Source organism: Nereida ignava, assembly GCF_047114695.1.
Lineage (GTDB): Bacteria > Pseudomonadota > Alphaproteobacteria > Rhodobacterales > Rhodobacteraceae > Nereida > Nereida ignava.
Map to the genome: position 1 here is coordinate 504364 of NZ_CP112885.1, position 17252 is coordinate 521615.

Annotated in this window: 14 protein-coding genes; 2 read left to right on the forward strand and 12 right to left on the reverse strand. The window is 53.7% G+C overall.

All coding sequences use genetic code 11. The features are described from left to right. Positions 1 to 65: 65 nt before the first annotated feature. Positions 66 to 899, reverse strand: a complete 834-nt coding sequence (locus OLX08_RS02440) for a DUF2059 domain-containing protein (RefSeq protein WP_391482252.1) — start codon at positions 897 to 899, stop codon at positions 66 to 68. A 125-nt stretch (positions 900 to 1024) separates the two neighbouring features. Next, positions 1025 to 1663 carry a response regulator gene (locus tag OLX08_RS02445; RefSeq protein WP_391482254.1) on the reverse strand — a complete coding sequence of 213 codons (639 nt, stop codon included), beginning with the start codon at positions 1661 to 1663 and terminating at the stop codon, positions 1025 to 1027. A gap of 209 nt (positions 1664 to 1872) precedes the next feature. Between OLX08_RS02445 and OLX08_RS02450 the strand changes: the two genes are divergently transcribed. Together OLX08_RS02450 and OLX08_RS02455 are read left to right on the forward strand one after the other, a co-directional pair. Next, the gene (locus tag OLX08_RS02450) at positions 1873 to 2424 is read left to right on the forward strand and encodes an oxidoreductase (protein ID WP_391482256.1); all 552 of its coding nucleotides are present in this window, start codon (positions 1873 to 1875) and stop codon (positions 2422 to 2424) included. Between the two features lie 4 nt (positions 2425 to 2428). Next, on the forward strand, positions 2429 to 5098 hold the full coding sequence (locus OLX08_RS02455; RefSeq protein ID WP_391482258.1) for a PAS domain-containing hybrid sensor histidine kinase/response regulator: 2670 nt from the start codon (positions 2429 to 2431) through the stop codon (positions 5096 to 5098). Between the two features lie 2 nt (positions 5099 to 5100). Here the strand turns inward: OLX08_RS02455 and OLX08_RS02460 are convergent, their stop codons facing one another. The 10 genes from OLX08_RS02460 to xylA all read right to left on the reverse strand — a co-directional run bounded on the left by OLX08_RS02460 (position 5101) and on the right by xylA (position 17251). After that, on the reverse strand, positions 5101 to 5583 hold the full coding sequence (locus OLX08_RS02460; protein WP_391482259.1) for a hypothetical protein: 483 nt from the start codon (positions 5581 to 5583) through the stop codon (positions 5101 to 5103). A gap of 158 nt (positions 5584 to 5741) precedes the next feature. Further along, a complete protein-coding gene (locus tag OLX08_RS02465) occupies positions 5742 to 6308 on the reverse strand; it encodes a sarcosine oxidase subunit gamma (RefSeq protein WP_391482260.1) in 567 nt (188 codons plus the stop codon). After that, positions 6301 to 9294, reverse strand: a complete 2994-nt coding sequence (locus tag OLX08_RS02470) for a sarcosine oxidase subunit alpha family protein (protein ID WP_391482262.1) — start codon at positions 9292 to 9294, stop codon at positions 6301 to 6303. The genes OLX08_RS02465 and OLX08_RS02470 overlap by 8 nt, the downstream gene beginning before the upstream one ends. Next, complete coding sequence (locus tag OLX08_RS02475) at positions 9291 to 9605, reverse strand: sarcosine oxidase subunit delta (protein WP_391482263.1); 315 nt, start codon at positions 9603 to 9605, stop codon at positions 9291 to 9293. The genes OLX08_RS02470 and OLX08_RS02475 overlap by 4 nt, the downstream gene beginning before the upstream one ends. Then, positions 9605 to 10855: a sarcosine oxidase subunit beta family protein gene (locus tag OLX08_RS02480; RefSeq protein WP_391482265.1), complete on the reverse strand. Its 1251-nt coding sequence runs from the start codon at positions 10853 to 10855 to the stop codon at positions 9605 to 9607. The genes OLX08_RS02475 and OLX08_RS02480 overlap by 1 nt, the downstream gene beginning before the upstream one ends. Positions 10856 to 10905: 50 nt before the next feature. After that, positions 10906 to 13326 carry a GcvT family protein gene (locus OLX08_RS02485; protein WP_391482266.1) on the reverse strand — a complete coding sequence of 807 codons (2421 nt, stop codon included), beginning with the start codon at positions 13324 to 13326 and terminating at the stop codon, positions 10906 to 10908. A gap of 45 nt (positions 13327 to 13371) precedes the next feature. Beyond that, positions 13372 to 13674: a hypothetical protein gene (locus OLX08_RS02490; RefSeq protein ID WP_391482268.1), complete on the reverse strand. Its 303-nt coding sequence runs from the start codon at positions 13672 to 13674 to the stop codon at positions 13372 to 13374. 2 nt (positions 13675 to 13676) lie between these two features. Then, complete coding sequence (locus OLX08_RS02495) at positions 13677 to 14828, reverse strand: aromatic ring-hydroxylating oxygenase subunit alpha (protein ID WP_391482270.1); 1152 nt, start codon at positions 14826 to 14828, stop codon at positions 13677 to 13679. A 109-nt stretch (positions 14829 to 14937) separates the two neighbouring features. Next, positions 14938 to 15846: a LysR substrate-binding domain-containing protein gene (locus OLX08_RS02500; protein WP_391482271.1), complete on the reverse strand. Its 909-nt coding sequence runs from the start codon at positions 15844 to 15846 to the stop codon at positions 14938 to 14940. Positions 15847 to 15958: 112 nt separating this feature from the next. Continuing rightward, the gene (xylA, locus tag OLX08_RS02505) at positions 15959 to 17251 is read right to left on the reverse strand and encodes a xylose isomerase (protein WP_391482273.1); all 1293 of its coding nucleotides are present in this window, start codon (positions 17249 to 17251) and stop codon (positions 15959 to 15961) included. Between the last annotated feature and the right edge of the window lies 1 nt (position 17252).

Consider the following 17252-nt stretch of genomic DNA (forward strand, 5'->3'; position numbering starts at 1 on the left):
ACGTCAAGGGTTAAAGGGCAGCGTGAAAAGACAGCAATTGCGCAGCTTGCCCCCGACGATCAAAGTTAAAGCTCTTCTGCCAACATATAACCGGCAACGCTTTGGCCCAACTCACGGCTTATGGCGACATACATTTGATCAAAGCTTTCGAACAGGGCCGCATTCATTGCGCGACCTTCAGCAGTGGCCATGATCTGCTCATAGGCATTCAGCCCCTCAACCCCAAGGGGTTGATACGCCATCAATAAATAAGAATAGAGCCACTCTTCTGTATTGGAGCGGATTTCAGGCTCTTGGGCCCAGACATCGGCCAAAATATCGCTCTCCGACATACGCGAGGATAACGCACCGCCATCAATCATGCCTGCATAAAATGCAAAGTTAGAATTGAGCGCGCCTGCTACGTTGGCCTCGACATAATCATTTGTTGCGACAAACGATTTTACGGCCGCGAGCATCGGATCATTCTCGGCCTCCCTGTCTTGATACTGCGCAATGGCACCCTCTTCTATCGCCTCATCAAGGAACGCTACACGCGCTGAATACTCCAGCTCTACAATGTCCTGACCCAAATCAGATTTGAAAAACGCCACAATGGGCCCCATGTCGCGGTCACCTAATGCGGCTACAAAAGTATCACGCATCCCGTCGATCATTTTGTCTTGATCGTAAACGCGGGCGACTTCGCTGGGCCATTCGGGAATACTGCGCCCCGGCATCATCTCGTCTCCAAGGGAGGCACCATAGGCCAGCCCTTCTTCACGCATAACAGAGATAATTTTGCCCAACTTCATAACGTCAAACAAAGCACTCGCCGAGCTTTGCTGCGCGAAACTGATGTTGGTCAGTGAGAATGTCAGGGCAATGGAAAGCGGCGCGACAAGGCTGCGGAAAATCATGAAGGCTCCTAAATCATATGTGTCAGTAAATATGATACGGGATCGGATTTTCCAGACCTTAAAACTTGCTGCGGAACAATTATCCGCACCAAACTTACTTACGCGGCGGCCGTGGGTGATGCTGTCTAAGCGATTTGCTCACGCAGGGCGATCACAGCCGCTTGGGTGCGATTTTTTGCGCCCATTTTGCTACAAATCCCGCGCATGTGCATTTTGATCGTCACTTCGGTCATTTCCATGTCACGTGCGATCTCTTTGTTGGACAGCCCCGCGCATACTTTCCGCAAGACCCGCAACTCATTCGCAGACATGCCGAAGTTAACCTCATCACCTGTTTCCGCCGCTGTGCTTAGAAAAGACGATGGCACAAAGACTTCACCCGAAGCCACCAAACGGATTGTGTTCAACAGTGATTTGAACGGTAAGGTCTTGGGGATATATCCTTTGGCGCCTACATCCAGCGCATCTTTTACATATGCATCAGAGGCACTGCCCGAGAAAATCACAATCGATGTTTTTGGAAATTTTTGGACAAGCGTCTCGATACACTCAAGGCCCTTCATGCCGGGCATATTCACGTCCAGCAGCACCACATCAAACGACTTTCCGCTTTCAAGGGTGGCTAGCGCGTCATCATAACTCGGGACAGGTGTGATATCAAAATCAGGCTGCGCTTCTATGAACGCCCCAATCATATCCCGCACAAGCTGATGATCATCTGCGATCAACACCGAAATGACCGAGCTATTCTCTGAACCAAACATCCGTAACGCGCCCCTACACTGAAGTATCACAAAGCAGTGATTACTATCTAATTGTATGCCGAGCAGATTGAAACAACACCAAGCCCACCCTTTCGGCAATTTATGATTGTCTAAGGATTATCTGTTATATCTTAAGATAGTATTAGGTTCTTTGAAACGATGTGTCAGACAGACACAGTGTTAAATAGCTATTACGAGGAGAGCGTGTAATGCTCCGAAAGTCTAACAAGTCGGTATCTAGTTTCAATCAAAGCCGCCGAAATCTGCTTCTATCTACACCATTTCTACTTGCCGCCACGCAGCTTGGCGCAAAGACCAGCCTTGCACAGCCAACCCAAGCCGCATTGCTGCGTGTTGATGGGGACATCGCGCTGACAAACGCAGGTGATGCTGCCGTCTTTGACGCGCAAATGCTTGATGCCCTTCCGCAAATCTCGTTTACCACATCAACAATCTGGACCGACAAGCCGCGCACGTTCTCTGGCCCTGCCCTGCTTGATGTACTCAAACACGTTGGCAGCGACATCGCGCAAGTCACAGCGACGGCGGCGAACAACTATTCTGTCGATATCCATCACGCACTTATCGAGGAACGTGCCCCTATCATCGCAAACCGTATCGATGGTGAAGCGTTCAGCATTCGGGAAAATGGTCCACTTTGGGTAGTGTTTCCCTATGATGAAGACCCGAAATATCGCACTGAACCGATCTATGCGGTGAGTGTTTGGCAACTGGAGCGACTGACTGTTACGCAGATTTAGACCCATGTTCCAACGTAACATCGAAGCAGTGCGGGCGGATGGCCGCGCCGTTCGCTCTGCTTTAGCGATCTCATTATGCTTGACTGTTTTGGGCATGGCTCTCGTCGGGTACTACTACACCGGACTAAAGGCATCTGCTGAGAAGTTTCGATACGCCACCTCTGACAATGTTACCTGGACGATCGTTCAGGTCGAGGTGGACTATCAAAACCTGCGCCTTGCGATTGCACGCGAGCTTGCAGAAACCGGCAACGCGGCGGTACGCACACGAAACACAATCGTCGCCGACCTTTCAGGTATCGATGCCACTCCAATCAAACGGGCTTTTGACATCTATTACAGCCGCGTGGACGCCAGTCGTTTCATTTACGAAGGTGCACTTTCTGGTGGGAACGGAGAACTCAGCGACATCATCACACGACTCTACCAAAGCAAAGAGGCAATGGCTGGGATCATAGACAGCTGGACCAGTCCAAGCCTCCCCGACCTGGAGCAGCTTCTTGCGATGGCAGACGCCTCCCAAAATGATGTCCGTCAATACGCTATCCAAGCGCTTCAGGTGCTGGTGAATGACGCCGCAGACGAGCGGAATGAGCACCTTGGCATGCTTCAAAACTACGCCAGTTTACTGATTTTGATCGTGGCCCTACTGCTTGGAATGCTGGCCGTGTCATGGGCGCTCCAGCGTCGCCTAAAAAGCAAAGCGGTCGTTACCGAACGCATTGCATATAACCTAAATCGCATCGTCGAAGCCAGCCAGGATGCTGTCGTTATTGCGGATGGATCAGGCTACATCAAACAATACAATGCCGCCGCCGAGAGCATTTTTGGCTACACCGAAACCGAAGCTTTGGGGCAACCTGTTCACGAGTTACTCATTCCCGAACAGTACCAAGCAGAATACTCCGAGCGCTTGCAATTTCTGTCCAACGGCGGCCAAGGCGAAGTCGTGGACAACGGACGGCACATCTTCAAAGTCCGCGACAAACGGGGCCGTGAATTTCCAGCAGAGACCACAATCGCGTCCAGCAAAGATGCCAATGATAATTCGTTGTTTATCGGCATTCTGCGCGATATTTCTGAGCGCATTGATAACGAAGAAAAGCTGCACGAAGCTGTGGATGCAGCCAAACGCGATGCTTTGGCAAAAGAACAATTTCTTGCTGTTATGAGCCACGAAATGCGCACCCCGCTGCAGGGCGTACTGGCAACTTTTGACCTTCTGGCGCATGATGAAGCAACGCAAGATTTGCGTGACTTAATTGGCTTGGGCAAGCGCTCAGGCATGAAAGCACTTGAACAGGTCAACAACACCCTTGAATTGGCCCGGCTCAGCGATTCAGAAAAAAGCGCGCAAGATGTGTCGCACGCGGACGCACTGAACCCGCAAGAGCTTGTGCAGCGGCTTGTGGACCTGCTGGAGCCTCTGCTGTTGAAGCAAGGAAACACCATCAGCTTTACGTCAAACTGGCCAACCCACCTGAACATTTTGGCCAATCAAAGCCTGTTGGAGTCCGTGCTTGAGAACCTGATGGCCAACGCGAATAAATTCACCGCAAACGGACGGATCTGCGTCGACCTTAACGGTCATACAGAAGGCGACAAAATCGACCTACGGATCACCGTAACAGATAACGGGATTGGCATTGCGCCCGAAAAAATCGACAGCATTTTTGATGACTTTGCAACGGGCGACGCGGGCTACACCCGCACTTCCGAGGGCACAGGGCTTGGTCTTGGCATCGTTAAACGTGCCACGGAAAAATTAGGCGGGCAAATCGCGGTTAAAAGCGCACCGCAAAAAGGAAGCGCGTTCACGTTTAGCGGCACATTCAAACATGTTCCAAGCGGTGATTTCACCTCTGCCGGTTCAGCGATAACGCCAGAAATAAGCGAGCATCGTGCCCCCAAAAACCGCAGTAACCCACATGTGCTGGTTGTCGATGATAATGCAACAAATCACACGCTGATCGGGCGAATGTTGGAGCGGCTTGAGTGCAGCTATGATTTTGCCGAAGATGGGCAAGAAGCTGTCGACAAATGCGCGATCACACAATTTGATTTAATCCTGATGGACCTCAGCATGCCGCGAATGAACGGCATTGAGGCGGCCCAAGTCATTCTAGGCAATCAAGTCCCCCAAGGACCGATTGTTTGCATCACCGCCCATAACGGCGGGGATATGCTGCAACAGGTGCTTGATGCGGGCATGAGTGACTATCTGATCAAGCCGATCAGGCTCAACAATCTGTCGCAACTTTTGGACAAGACCGTCTTTGCGGGACAGCAAGGACCAAACACTCCCCTACACGCCAAACCTGCGCGACCAGAGGCAGATTTGGACGCCCTAAGCGAGTTGCGCTCCACACTTGGCGCAGATCAAGCGCTGTCTATTTTGGCACAATTCGAGCAAACCACCCAAGAAGAACTGGCGGGCCTACGAGCCAGTTTAGGGACAACATCCGAACAACAAACAATAGCCACCATCCACAGCATGGCGGGCAGTGCTGCGATGATCGGCGCAACAGCGCTACACAAAACGCTGCTAGCCGCCGAAAACGAGCCTAAATTGATTGACGATACCCTGTTGGCGGAATGTCAGGGCTTGCTAGGATCGTTTTGCACCTACGCCCGCCAGCATTTCAAACCCACTGACAGAGAAGCTGCTGAATAGTTTTAGGACGCCTCGGCGTGATTACAACGTGCAGCGGCCAGCCCTGCGGCCAAGCGTTCACCACTAAGCGGCGCACGAAGCGTTGCATCTGCAATGGCACGGCGGTGACTGCCCAACTCATCATTCAGTACAGTGCGTGAAACGATAAGCACACTAGGATCAGGACACATGCGGCGGAACTTGATCAGCACGTCGACCCCAACATCTACGTCCGAAAATCCATCCAGATTAACGATCACAAATGATGACGTTGTGCTGATCATCTGCAGGTCGCGCATCAAGCTTGCAGTCGCGCAACTCATAACCGGAGAAAGGCCCGCTTGGCGTACCATGTCACGAACGGCCAAAATGTCGTTTTCATCAAAGCCGACGAGACAGGCATTCCCGCTTAACTGTCCACGCTCAAGGCCGGATACGAAATCAAGCGCAACAACATTGTCAGAGAAAGCTAACTTTTTGGCGTCTTTTGTCTGGCGTCCCCACATGGACTATTCACCTTTCACTCACGAGCAGGAAACGGCATGTTTCGTACCGCTTAGCCAAAAAAACATTAAGGTTAATAGTATCTTGAGAAGGCTCTCGAAGAACTGTGTCTTCGGAGGCTTTGATCATCTTAGGATGACAATTGTATCCGACGATAGATTTACCGCATCGCGGTAGAAGTCATTGCCTGACTGATCCCATGAAAGACCGATCCCGCAGAGGCACGCGGCGCATAAACGCGAACGCGATCGCTTGCCTCAATTAGTAAAAAACAGCCGGTATGATGGATGGAAACGCGGCTCGCATAGCCAGCTGAACGAGTTCGCATATCCACGTTACACACCAACTCAAGCACAGCTTCAACTTCGCCAGTCAGGTCAAAAGCGACCCAGCCGTCCGTCTGTTCCGTGATTGATGCCGTCTCTCCAAAACTGGCTTTCAGGCGGGCTGCGATGTCTTCAACGTCACAGAAATCCGCGCTGAACATCCACTGGTCAGGCCCCATCCAAAACGCACTGTAGATATCAGAGGCGAACCAAGCGGCCGGGTCCGGCGCATTGGCTCCCAAGAGATCCAGGATAACCGAATGACATGCTTCCTCAACACCAAGTCGCGCCGCAACGCTGGCAAGTGCAATACCCGGACGCTCCATAAGCTGGCACGACTGTGTGGCAAACACGGTAGGCTCAGCCAAACCAAAGGCTGTGATGGGTGCTAAATCATGCACGTTGGCGCTCTCCCTCTGGATCGACGAAATGCGGCGATACAACCTCAACATCGACGCTGGTTTTGGTCAGCGGGGAAACCAATCGCATGCGCTCCCCAATGCGCTCACTACCAGACTTGATAAACGCCAATCCGATCATGTTTCCAAGCGTGGGCGAATAGGCCGCGGACGTCACGTACCCCTGATCATGGGCCGCATCAACAGGGCCGTCCGCGTTCATAACATGCCCACCAGCTGTAATTTTATCCTTTGGATTAAGCGGTCTTAGACCAACCAAACGCAGACCATCCTCAGTGTTCAACCCAACCCGCTCGGACAGTTTTGAGCCAATGCTGTCTTTCGCCTTTGAGACCATACGGCCAAGGCCAAGATTTTGCGCCGTTGTCGTGCCGTTCAACTCATTACCTGCCGCATGACCCTTTTCGATCCGCATCACGCCAAGCGCCTCTGTGCCATATGGGGTAACATTGAATTCTTCACCCACATCCATCAATCGGCGCATCATTGCATCGCCGTAGCGCGCAGGTACGGCCAACTCAAACGCCAACTCACCCGAGAACGAAATCCGGAATAACCGCGCCCGCAGCCCGCCACACACGGTGATCGCACCGCATGCCATAAAGGGAAACGCATCGTTGCTGATGTCAAATTCAGCATCCACCACTTTTTGCAACAAGGCCCGCGCGTTTGGCCCCGCAATCGCATATTGCGCCCAACTTTCTGTTGTTGAGATTAATTGCACATCCAGATCAGGGCACAGGCATTGGCGCACAAATTCCATGTGCTGATAGACTTTTCCCGCATTTGCAGTGGTGGTTGTGACAACAAAGTGGTCCTCGGCCAGGCGTGCGGCAGTACCGTCATCCATGGCGATGCCATCCTCGCGCAGCATCAAGCCATACCGCGTCCGCCCGACCGCAAGTTTCGCAAAGCCATTGCAATAGACCTTGTTCAAAAACACAGCCGCATCGGTGCCCTGCACATCAATTTTGCCCAACGTCGTGCAATCACACACGCCAACAGAGCTACGCGTGGCAAGCACTTCGCGATCAACGCTTTGTCGCCAATGGGTCTCGCCCTCAATTGGAAACCACTGTGCACGTAGCCAATTGCCAACTTCAACAAACACCGCGCCACGCTCTTTGGCCCAGTAATGCGATGGCGTCAGACGCACCGGATGAAAGTCCTTACCCCGTGATCTACCCGCAAGGACCCCGATGGCCGTTGGCGTATAAGGCGGGCGAAACATTGTGGTGCCAACATCCGCAATGGGCTGGCGTGTCAGTTCGGCCATAACGGCCAAGCCGCCCATATTTGACGTTTTGCCTTGGTCCGTTGCCATCCCAAGAGTGGTATAGCGTTTCAGGTGTTCAACGGCGCGGAACCCCTCTTGGTGGCTAAGTTTGACGTCCTTAACGGTCACGTCATTTTGCTGATCTAACCACGCGCATTCGCAGCCTTGCACGTACCAAAACGCGGATTGCGTTACAGGGCGGTCATCAGCCTTGGGCAACGCAGATAAACTGCGTGGATCAATTTCTAACGCTTTGCATGCCGCATCAACACCCGAGTGCAAAGCCCCGTGGGTTGAAAGCATGCCGGCCGCAGCACCCGCGACGCTCATGTGTGGTGGCAAACTGGGGCTGGGAACAAACGCATTCAGCGCATCACTCCACACCGGCCGCGCCCCTTGGTGACTGGTCAGATGAACATTCGGGTTCCAGCCGCCGCTTACGCCAAGCGCACCCGCCTTCAGCCAGCGCGAGTGCCCATTGGCATCCCTAACTTGCACCGCGTTCAATCCAAGCCTGCTGCGGGTATCAGTGACTGTGGCGCCGGCGATGACCGAAAACTCATCCGAGGACGGCGCATCAGCACGCGTATCTACGACCGCGGCAATCGCAACACCTTGCCGGTGCAGATCAGCAGCAGTGCGATGTCCGTCATCATTACTGGTGAAAATTACTGCGTCCCGTGCAGCACAGACGCCCCACCTGTTGGCATAACTGCGCATTGCACCTGCCAGCATAACCCCTGGGCGGTCGTTGTTGTTAAAGGCAATTGGCCGCTCCGCAGCCCCCGCGCACAACACAGTATGCTTAGCATAAATGCGCCACAAAATTTGGCGTGACTGACCTTCGGCACTTGTGCGTAAATGATCAGTGACCCGCTCAACCGCACTGTAAATGCCGTGATCAAACGTGCCAATCACGGTCGTACGTGACATTACCCGCACATTGGAGAACGTGCCAAGATGCGCCACTTGGGACGCGGCCCAATCCGCGCCAGCCTGATCGCCAACAACCTCTTGCTCGCTGTTCAGCCGACCGCCCAATCGGAAATCTTCATCAGCGATGATGACCTCAAAACCAGCCTTGGCCGCTGTGAGCGCAGCCATCAATCCCGATGGGCCTGCGCCCACCACCAAGAGATCGCAATGACGAAACCCTTTGTCATAAACATCGGGGTCGGCAGCACCTGTCAGCGCCCCCAAACCTGCGGCTTTGCGAATAATGGGCTCGTAGATCTTTTCCCAAAACGCCGCCGGCCACATGAATGTTTTGTAATAAAACCCTGCGGTCAGAAAATTCGAAAACCGATCGTTGATCGCCATCGCATCAAAAGCGAGTGAGGGCCAACGGTTCTGAGACGTGGCCTCGAGCCCATCAAAAAGCTCGGCTGTGGTGGCGCGTGTGTTCGGCTCTTGGTAGGCGCCGCTGCGGAGCGCAACAATGGCATTGGGCTCCTCGGATCCGGCAGTTAAAGGCCCACGCGGACGGTGATATTTGAACGACCGCCCCATAAGGCGCACCCCATTGGCCAAAAGCGCAGAGGCCAGCGTATCACCGTGATAGCCCTGAAATTTTTTTCCGTCGAATGTGAACGAAAGCGGTTGGTTGCGGTCAATCTGCCCGCCGCTTAGACGGTTGATTTGCCCATGCGCTCTGCGGTGCGTGCCGTGGTTGGTCCCGTGATCCGCCATCATCCGTCGCTCCGTTTGCTGCCCATGCCGGCCACGTCGCTTACCAAGCCGCGTGCTACATCACGGGCCAATTCAACTTTGGTAATTTCATGGGTTACCGTGTTGCGCGTTACCACCAGCCAAGACCTGTCACCGCCCTCGTGAAACCACAATTCGCGGTGAAGGCCAGCAGGGTTGTCGCGCAAATATGCATAGTCATGCCAGTCCTTGGGCGCTGCCGTGTCGGGGTCAGGCCTGTTGAGCAAAGACGCGTCACCAAGGTACGTAAATTCAGCACTATCGCGCGGACCCAGAAGTGGATGGTCAATGATCATCAGTGCAAATTGGGCTGATTGCCCATCCCTTTTTCATCAATCATGTGCCCTGTCTCAAAGCGGTCAAACCGGTATGCCGTGGCCGTTGGGTGGGGGATGTCGCGTGCAAGCAAATGGGCAAACGCATAGCCCGAGGCAGGCGTTGCCTTAAAGCCCCCATAACACCAGCCACCGTTGAAATAGAGCCCGTCAATATGGGTTCGGTCGATGATGGGCGAGCCGTCCATGGACATGTCCATGATCCCCCCCCACATCCGCAAAAGCCGCGCGCGTCCGATCATGGGCATCAATGCCATACCACCTTCGCAGACATCCTCAACCACGGGCAAATTGCCCCGCTGTGCGTATGAATTGTAGCCATCGATGTCGCCACCAAAGACCAAACCGCCTTTATCCGATTGGCTAACGTAAAAGTGCCCTGCCCCAAACGTAATCACGCCCGGCAAAATGGGTTTGAGACCTTCGGACACGAATGCTTGCAACACATGGCTTTCGATAGGCAGGCGCATTCCTGCCTTGGACATCAACCGACCTGATGACCCTGCCACTGCACAGCCTACGCGGCCCGCACCGATAAACCCGCGAGACGTCTCAACACCAAGGCATTTGCCGTTCTCAATCCGAAACCCCGTTACCTCACAATTTTGCAAAATATCAACGCCATGGCTATCAGCTGATCGCGCATAGCCCCACGCCACTGCATCGTGACGCACCGTGCCGCCGCGCCGCTGCGCCAAGCCGCCTTTGATCGGAAAACGCGCATCGTCAAAATTGAGAAACGGATACTCTTTGCGAATTTGATCTGCATCCAGATACTCCGCGTCTGCACCGTTGAGGATCATGGCATTGCCGCGCCTGATGTAGGCGTCGCGCTGTGCATCGGAATGGACCAAATTCATGATCCCCCGTTGGGAGACCATGGCGTTGTAATTCAGGTCCTGCTCAAGGCCTTCCCACAGCTTCAGTGAAAACTCATAAAATGGCTCATTTCCATCAAGCAGATAGTTCGAGCGGATAATGGTGGTGTTGCGGCCCACGTTTCCGCCGCCAATCCAGCCTTTTTCAAGTACGGCAATCCGCTTTTGACCAAAGATTTTTGCCAGATAATGTGCGGTTGCAAGGCCGTGACCACCGCCCCCGATAATGACGATATCGTAATGGGACTGCGGCTCGGGATCGCGCCATGCGGGACGCCAACCTTTGTGGCCGGTCAGCGCCTCTTTGATGACTTTAAATCCTGAATACCGCATGTCTCTCCCGCATCATTCTGCTGTGTGGCTCGGCGTTTCTTTTGCCAGTCTTAACCGCGCAATATTTTCCCGCCAGCATCAAAAGGCGGCTCTGAAAGAATACGCGCTTTGTGTGGCTTGCCAAGCACCATGACGTCAACCTCGTCACCTGCGGTCACTCCTTTGACAAACCCAAGCGCCAACGACATCCCAACCGTATAACCATAAGCCCCGGAGGTAACCCGACCGATCCCCACACCGTCGTTGAAAATAGGCTCGCCGCCCGTAGCATCGGCGTTGGATGCAGTTACGTCCGCATCCTCAAGATGCAAAATAACCAGTTCTTCACGTGCAGGTTTTTCAAGGTTAGCAACTGCCGCTGATTTGTTCAGAAAGTCTTTCTCCAATTTGCAAAGCCGCTCCAGCCCAACTTCCTGGGGCCAATATTCAGGGCTGTACTCACGCGACCATGAACCATAGCCCTTCTCGATGCGCAGCGACATCAACGCACGGCTACCAACGGGGCGCGCACCAAGGTCTTGGCCCGCGGTAAGAAGTGCCTCGTAAAGCTTGGCCTGATCTTGCGTCTCACAGTGCAGCTCCCAGCCCAAATCACCAGTAAACGACACCCGCAGCGCCAACGCCCGCACACCTGCAATATCGAGCCACGCGGAGCGCATGAACGGGAAATCCTCAGTCGCCAGCGACGTGTTGGTCAGCCGCTGCAATAACTCGCGTGATTTGGGACCTGCTACGTTGAAGCCGCACATCTCAACAGTTTTGCTTTCAAACACGGTACCTTTAGGCAGCGGCACATCCGCGAAAAAACGTTTGTGATACCGCTCTGCCATGCCAGAACCAACAATCCAAAACTCATCTTCGGCCACGCGGGTCACGGTGAAATCACCCGCAATCCCGCCGCGTTTTGAGATCAGCGGCGTCAAACAAGACCGCCCAATTGAGCGAGGCATATTGTTGGCGAAAACCGCATTCAGCCAGCTTTCCGCATCCGGCCCCTTGCAGCGGTATTTGGCAAAGTTAGAGATATCAATGATACCCGCCGCGGCACGAAGCGCCTTGCATTCCTCTCCCACAGGCGCCCACCAATTTTGGCGGGTAAATCCGTTGGTGTCCGTGGCGCCGGGCTCTGCAGCGAACCAAAGCGGATGTTCCCACCCCGCGTTTAGGCCAAACACAGCGCCCATTTTCGTTTGGACATCATAGATCGGTCGCGTGCGCGCGGGCCGTCCTGCGCTTCGTTCCTCATTCGGAAAATGGATTGCGAAACGGTGTGCGTATTGATCTTGCACACGCGCTTTGGTGAAGGCTTTGCTGGCCCATGTGTCAAAGCGCGCCATGTCCCACGCAAACATGTCGTACTCTGTTTCGCCCTCAATCACCCACTGCGCGGCCATAAGCCCCATGCCACCTGATTGTGAAAAGCCCGGGATAATGCCGTTGCAGCAAAAATACCCCGGCACTTCGGGGACCGGCCCCATCAGCACATTACTATCTGGCGACCAGATCATTGGCCCGTTGATGACCCGTTTGATGCCCGCATCAGCAACCGCTGGCACGCGCTCAATCGCGTTCATCATGTTCTCTTCAATACGCTCAAGATCATCGGGGAAAAGATCATGGGCGAAATCAAGTGGTGTGCCTTCTTCGGCCCAGAACTTCATGTCCCGCTCATAAGCCCCAACCAGCAAGCCATTGCCCTCTTGGCGTAAGTAATATTCGCCGTCACGGTCACTGACCGACGGCAAACGCGCAGCAGATTGTTCAACATCGGCCATCGTCTCGGTTACGAAATACTGGTGCTCGGTAGGTTGTAATGGCAACTCGATCCCCGCCAATGCCGCCACTTCACGCCCCCACAGGCCCGCCGCGTTAATCACCCACGGTGTTGCAATATCACCTTTTGGCGTTTTGACGATCCATGTGCCGTTGCCTTGGGCTTCGGTCGCGGTTACTGGCGTGAAGCGGTGAATTTCAGCGCCACGTTTGCGCGCGCCAACCGCATAGGCGTTTGTCACGCCAGAAGGGTCCACGTTGCCGCCATCGGGTTCAAACATCACACAGCGGATGCCGTCATAATTCACCATCGGGTTCAGCTTTTTCGCCTCTTCGATGCTGACTTCGTAAAAGTTCATACCGTAGAGCTTGGCCTTGGCAGCTTGCAGTTTTAACTGGTGCTCCCGCTCTTCGGTTTGCGCCAGATAAAGCGAGCCGGGCTGAAAAATACCGCAACTTTGGCCCGTTTCTTCTTCCAGCTCTTTGTACAAATTCATCGTGTAGTGTTGAATGCGGCTGATGTTGGTGCTGTCGTGCAAGCCGTGAATGTTGGCCGCAGCGTGCCATGTTGAGCCTGACGTCAGCTCATCACGTTCCAGCAAAACAACATCGGACCAGCCAAGTTTGGTCAGGTGATACAAGATCGAACATCCGATTACGCCGCCGCCAATCACAACTGCCTGTGCTTGCTGTCTCATCTGAAGTCTTTCCGCAGCACTATTGGCCGCCCTTTAGTGTAGAATTTAGAAGTCCAAAAGCTTCATCCGGCCCCGCTCGGCCAGCCGAATATTAAGCACACCCGCTTCCGGGCCGCCCTTCTCAAGTGCAAAAATAAATGCATGGGTCAGATAGAAGTCCGCTGCGCGTTCATCACCGTTAGCCAAGGCATTCTCAGCCGCAAGCGTGTATAAACGCACCAGTTCCGCCGTGTTGCCTTGGGCGTGCGCCTCAAGCAAAGCCGCATCCAAAAGCAACGCATCGGTCACAAGGATTTCTGATGCGGACGCCAGAGGGGAAGCCCCCTCAGCCTGAGTCACATACCCCATCTTTACGCGCGCGCCTGTGAAATTTGTGATGCCACCCAATGGTGAAAGTTATGCGTCGGCCCGTCCATCACAGGTGAGAAACGTCCGCCGTCAAACATCTGTCCGTGACGCCCCCGCTGCATGCCCTCAACCACAAAGATGTCTTCCTCGAACACCTCTTTCCACATTTTGGCATTGGTGGTGCGCAGCTCGTTACATTCAGGCGTGTCAGCCTCGGAAGCGGCGTAGTAAAGCTCGATGTGCTCAACCGTGTTGCCGCAATCAACGGGTTCCAAAACGATAGCAAAACTATGATCGCGCTGCGCCCCCAGCAAAACATTCGGATAAACAGCGATATATTCAGCACCCTCGTCCCATTTGGAGCTAAGATCGGCAAAATCAGGAAGCGTCTGCCCTGCCTCATTACGCAATTGACGGTAGACCAAAGTCCCTTGGCCAGAATATTTGCCGCGCTCTTCGATGTTGTAATGATCTTCAAGGCGCGAGTAACTGTTCAGGCCCGGATGCACCCACGGCAGGTGATAACTTTCGCAGTAGTTCTCAACGGCTAGCTTCCAGTTGGTTTTGACATTCAACTGAAACGATGCGGCCTCTCCCCCGTGGTAAAGTGGGCCGTCAAATTCGGACCAGCGCGCCATAAGATCTTGGTGGACCTCTTCAAAAGGCGCGGCATTTCCATCGATATTCACGAAAACAACATCGCGCCACACGAATGAGCGCACTTTGAACAACCCAAGTTCCTCCATATTCACGTCTTCATGTGTACTTTGCGCAGGTCCACCAACATGGGGCGTGGCACGCAGCGCACCGTTCAAGCCGTAACACCAACTATGATAGGGACAGCGAATAGCGCCGCGAATTTTCTGCGCCTCTTCCACCAAAATCATCCCGCGGTGGCGGCAAGTATTTTGAAAAACCCCAAGCGAGCCATCACGGTCACGGACCATCAACAGCGGCATGCCCATGAACGTGATCGGCTTTGCGTCACCGGCTTCTGGCACGTCTTTGCCAAAACCGATGCCCGACCAATTGGCAAACAAGACGGCTTGTTTTTCTTCATTAAAAACGGCCGGATCAATGTAGTGGGCATTTGGCAGGCCATTGGCCTTGTTCACGTCTGTCATCACTGAAGACAATGAGGTCTGTTCGTTCATCGCAAATCCCCCCGAAGCGATCACTACTTGAGGTTCATTTGGGGCAATCACCGCGCGGCGTTCAATATCTGAAATGCTCACCCTTAGGTGAGCTTAATTCACTCGAAAGCTATTTACCCTCGGATGATTTAATCTCATCCAAAAGCCACGTCTTTAATACAAGCGCATCCGCTGTTTGCTGGGCATCAGCACGCCCCAGCAGGTAAAACTTCTTGGGTGCAGGCAAGGACGCATCCCCAAGCACAACCAAGCGGCCGGATTGAAGCGCAGGATCAATAAGACGTCTCCACCCAAGCGCCACGCCCGCACCTTTGCGCGCCAACTGCAATGCAACCGCATAGCTTGTGACCTGCGGTCCCGCGCCTACTTTGCCGTGATGACCCAAAGCCGCAAACCAATCCGCCCAGTTCGTCCAACTTCTGTCCGCGCTTTTCAAATGTATCAGCCGCATCGCAGCAATGTCAGACAGGCTCACGCCACTTAGGCTTTGCGCCAATTCAGGCGAGGCAACAGGAACCAATTGATCACGGTAAAGGGCCGTATGATCAAGCCCGCTGTCTTTATCTTTGCCGTATCTTATAAAAAAATCCAGCTCATCCATCACCGAAAACGGGCGGTCGTTCGAGATTTGATTTACGTTAATATCGGGAAAATCACGCCAAAATCGAATAATCGAGGGCGACAGCCACAGCCCCGCTACCGCAGTGGTTGAACCGACTGTGACATAGCGTGTGATGTCGCGCTGGCGGATGTCTTCGAGGCACCGAGACACCCTTAGAAACGACGTTGCTAACGCCTCAAAAAGCGCCAAACCATCTTCGGTCAATTCAACCCCGCGGTGTTGGCGACGAAAGAGCGGCGCGCCGAGGTCGGCCTCGAGTGATTTGATCTGATGGCTAACTGCACCCGGTGTCACCCCAAGTTCATGGGCCGCGTGCTTAAAGCTGAGATGCCGCGCTGCCGTCTCAAAAACCGAAAGGCTTGTGAGCGCAGGTAAATTATATTGGCGACGTGACATAAGCGGCAATTACCTAAGGTTAACGCATGAAGTGAGTTCATGTCACTATGCGCAGATACTCAAGCAATTGCCAGTCTAGGCGTTTACCTAATCAAAATCAGGCCGATCAGGCCTACAGGTACTTGTTCACAAGGTTTTCAAGACGTTCTTGCTTGCCCGAGCGCGGTTCAGGCTGAATGTCCAACTCGCGAACACGCGTCTCAATCGTGCCCAGATCAAGACCAAGCAGATCAGATGTGTCCCAGCCAGAATACCGCTCGTTACGGGCAGCTTCTAACTTGCCGTCTTCCAACATTGCAGCAGCAGCCTTTAAGCCAGCCGCGCACGCATCCATGCCCCCGACGTGGGCCAGAATTAGGTCTTCAGGGTCAAGCGACTGACGACGCAGTTTCGCGTCAAAGTTTGTCCCCCCCGTTTTGAACCCACCAGCGCGCAACACTTCGTAATATGCCAACGCCATCTCTGGAATGTTGTTAGGGAATTGATCCGTGTCCCAACCAGATTGATAATCGTTACGGTTCATGTCGATTGAGCCGAAAATCCCCAACTCGCGCGCCAAAGCCAATTCATGCTCGAACGAGTGTCCCGCCAAAATTGCGTGGCCTTGCTCAACATTCACTTGCACTTCACCCTCAAGACCGAAGTCCTTCAAAAAGCCGTAAACTGTGGCAACATCGTAATCATACTGGTGTTTTGTGGGTTCTTGGGGCTTGGGTTCGATCAAAATCGCGCCTTTGAAGCCGGTCTTGTGTTTATAATCAACGACCATCTGCAACATCGCGCCTGCCTGCGCACGCTCGCGTCCCATGTCGGTATTTAGCAAGGTCTCATAGCCCTCACGCCCGCCCCACAGCACGTAGTTTTCACCGCCCAGACGGATGGTCGCGTCCATACAGGTTTTGATGGTCGCAGCGGAGTAAGCAAAAACATCAGGATCAGGGTTCGTCGCCGCCCCCGACATAAACCGGCGGTGAGAGAACAGATTTGCAGTCCCCCAAAGCAACTTAACACCACTTTCAGCCTGCTTTTCAGCCAAATATTCAGTCATTTCATCAAGATTGCGCGCGCTTTCGGCGAAGTTTGCCCCCTCGGGGCGCATATCCGCGTCGTGAAAACAGTAATAGGGCACGCCCAAAATCTGGAACATCTCAAAGGCTACATCGGCCTTAAGCTTGGCATCCGCCATTGTGTCACCGAACCAAGGGCGCTGAAATGTCTGCCCACCAAACGGGTCACCCCCGGGCCACGCAAACGAATGCCAATAGGCCGCAGCAAAGCGCAAATGATCTTTCATCGGCTTGCCCAAAACCACCTCGTCAGGATTGTAGTGGCGGAACGCAAATTCCTTATCGCTTTGCGCGCCTTCGAACTTGATGGCGGGAATGCCTTTGAAAAAATCAGTCATA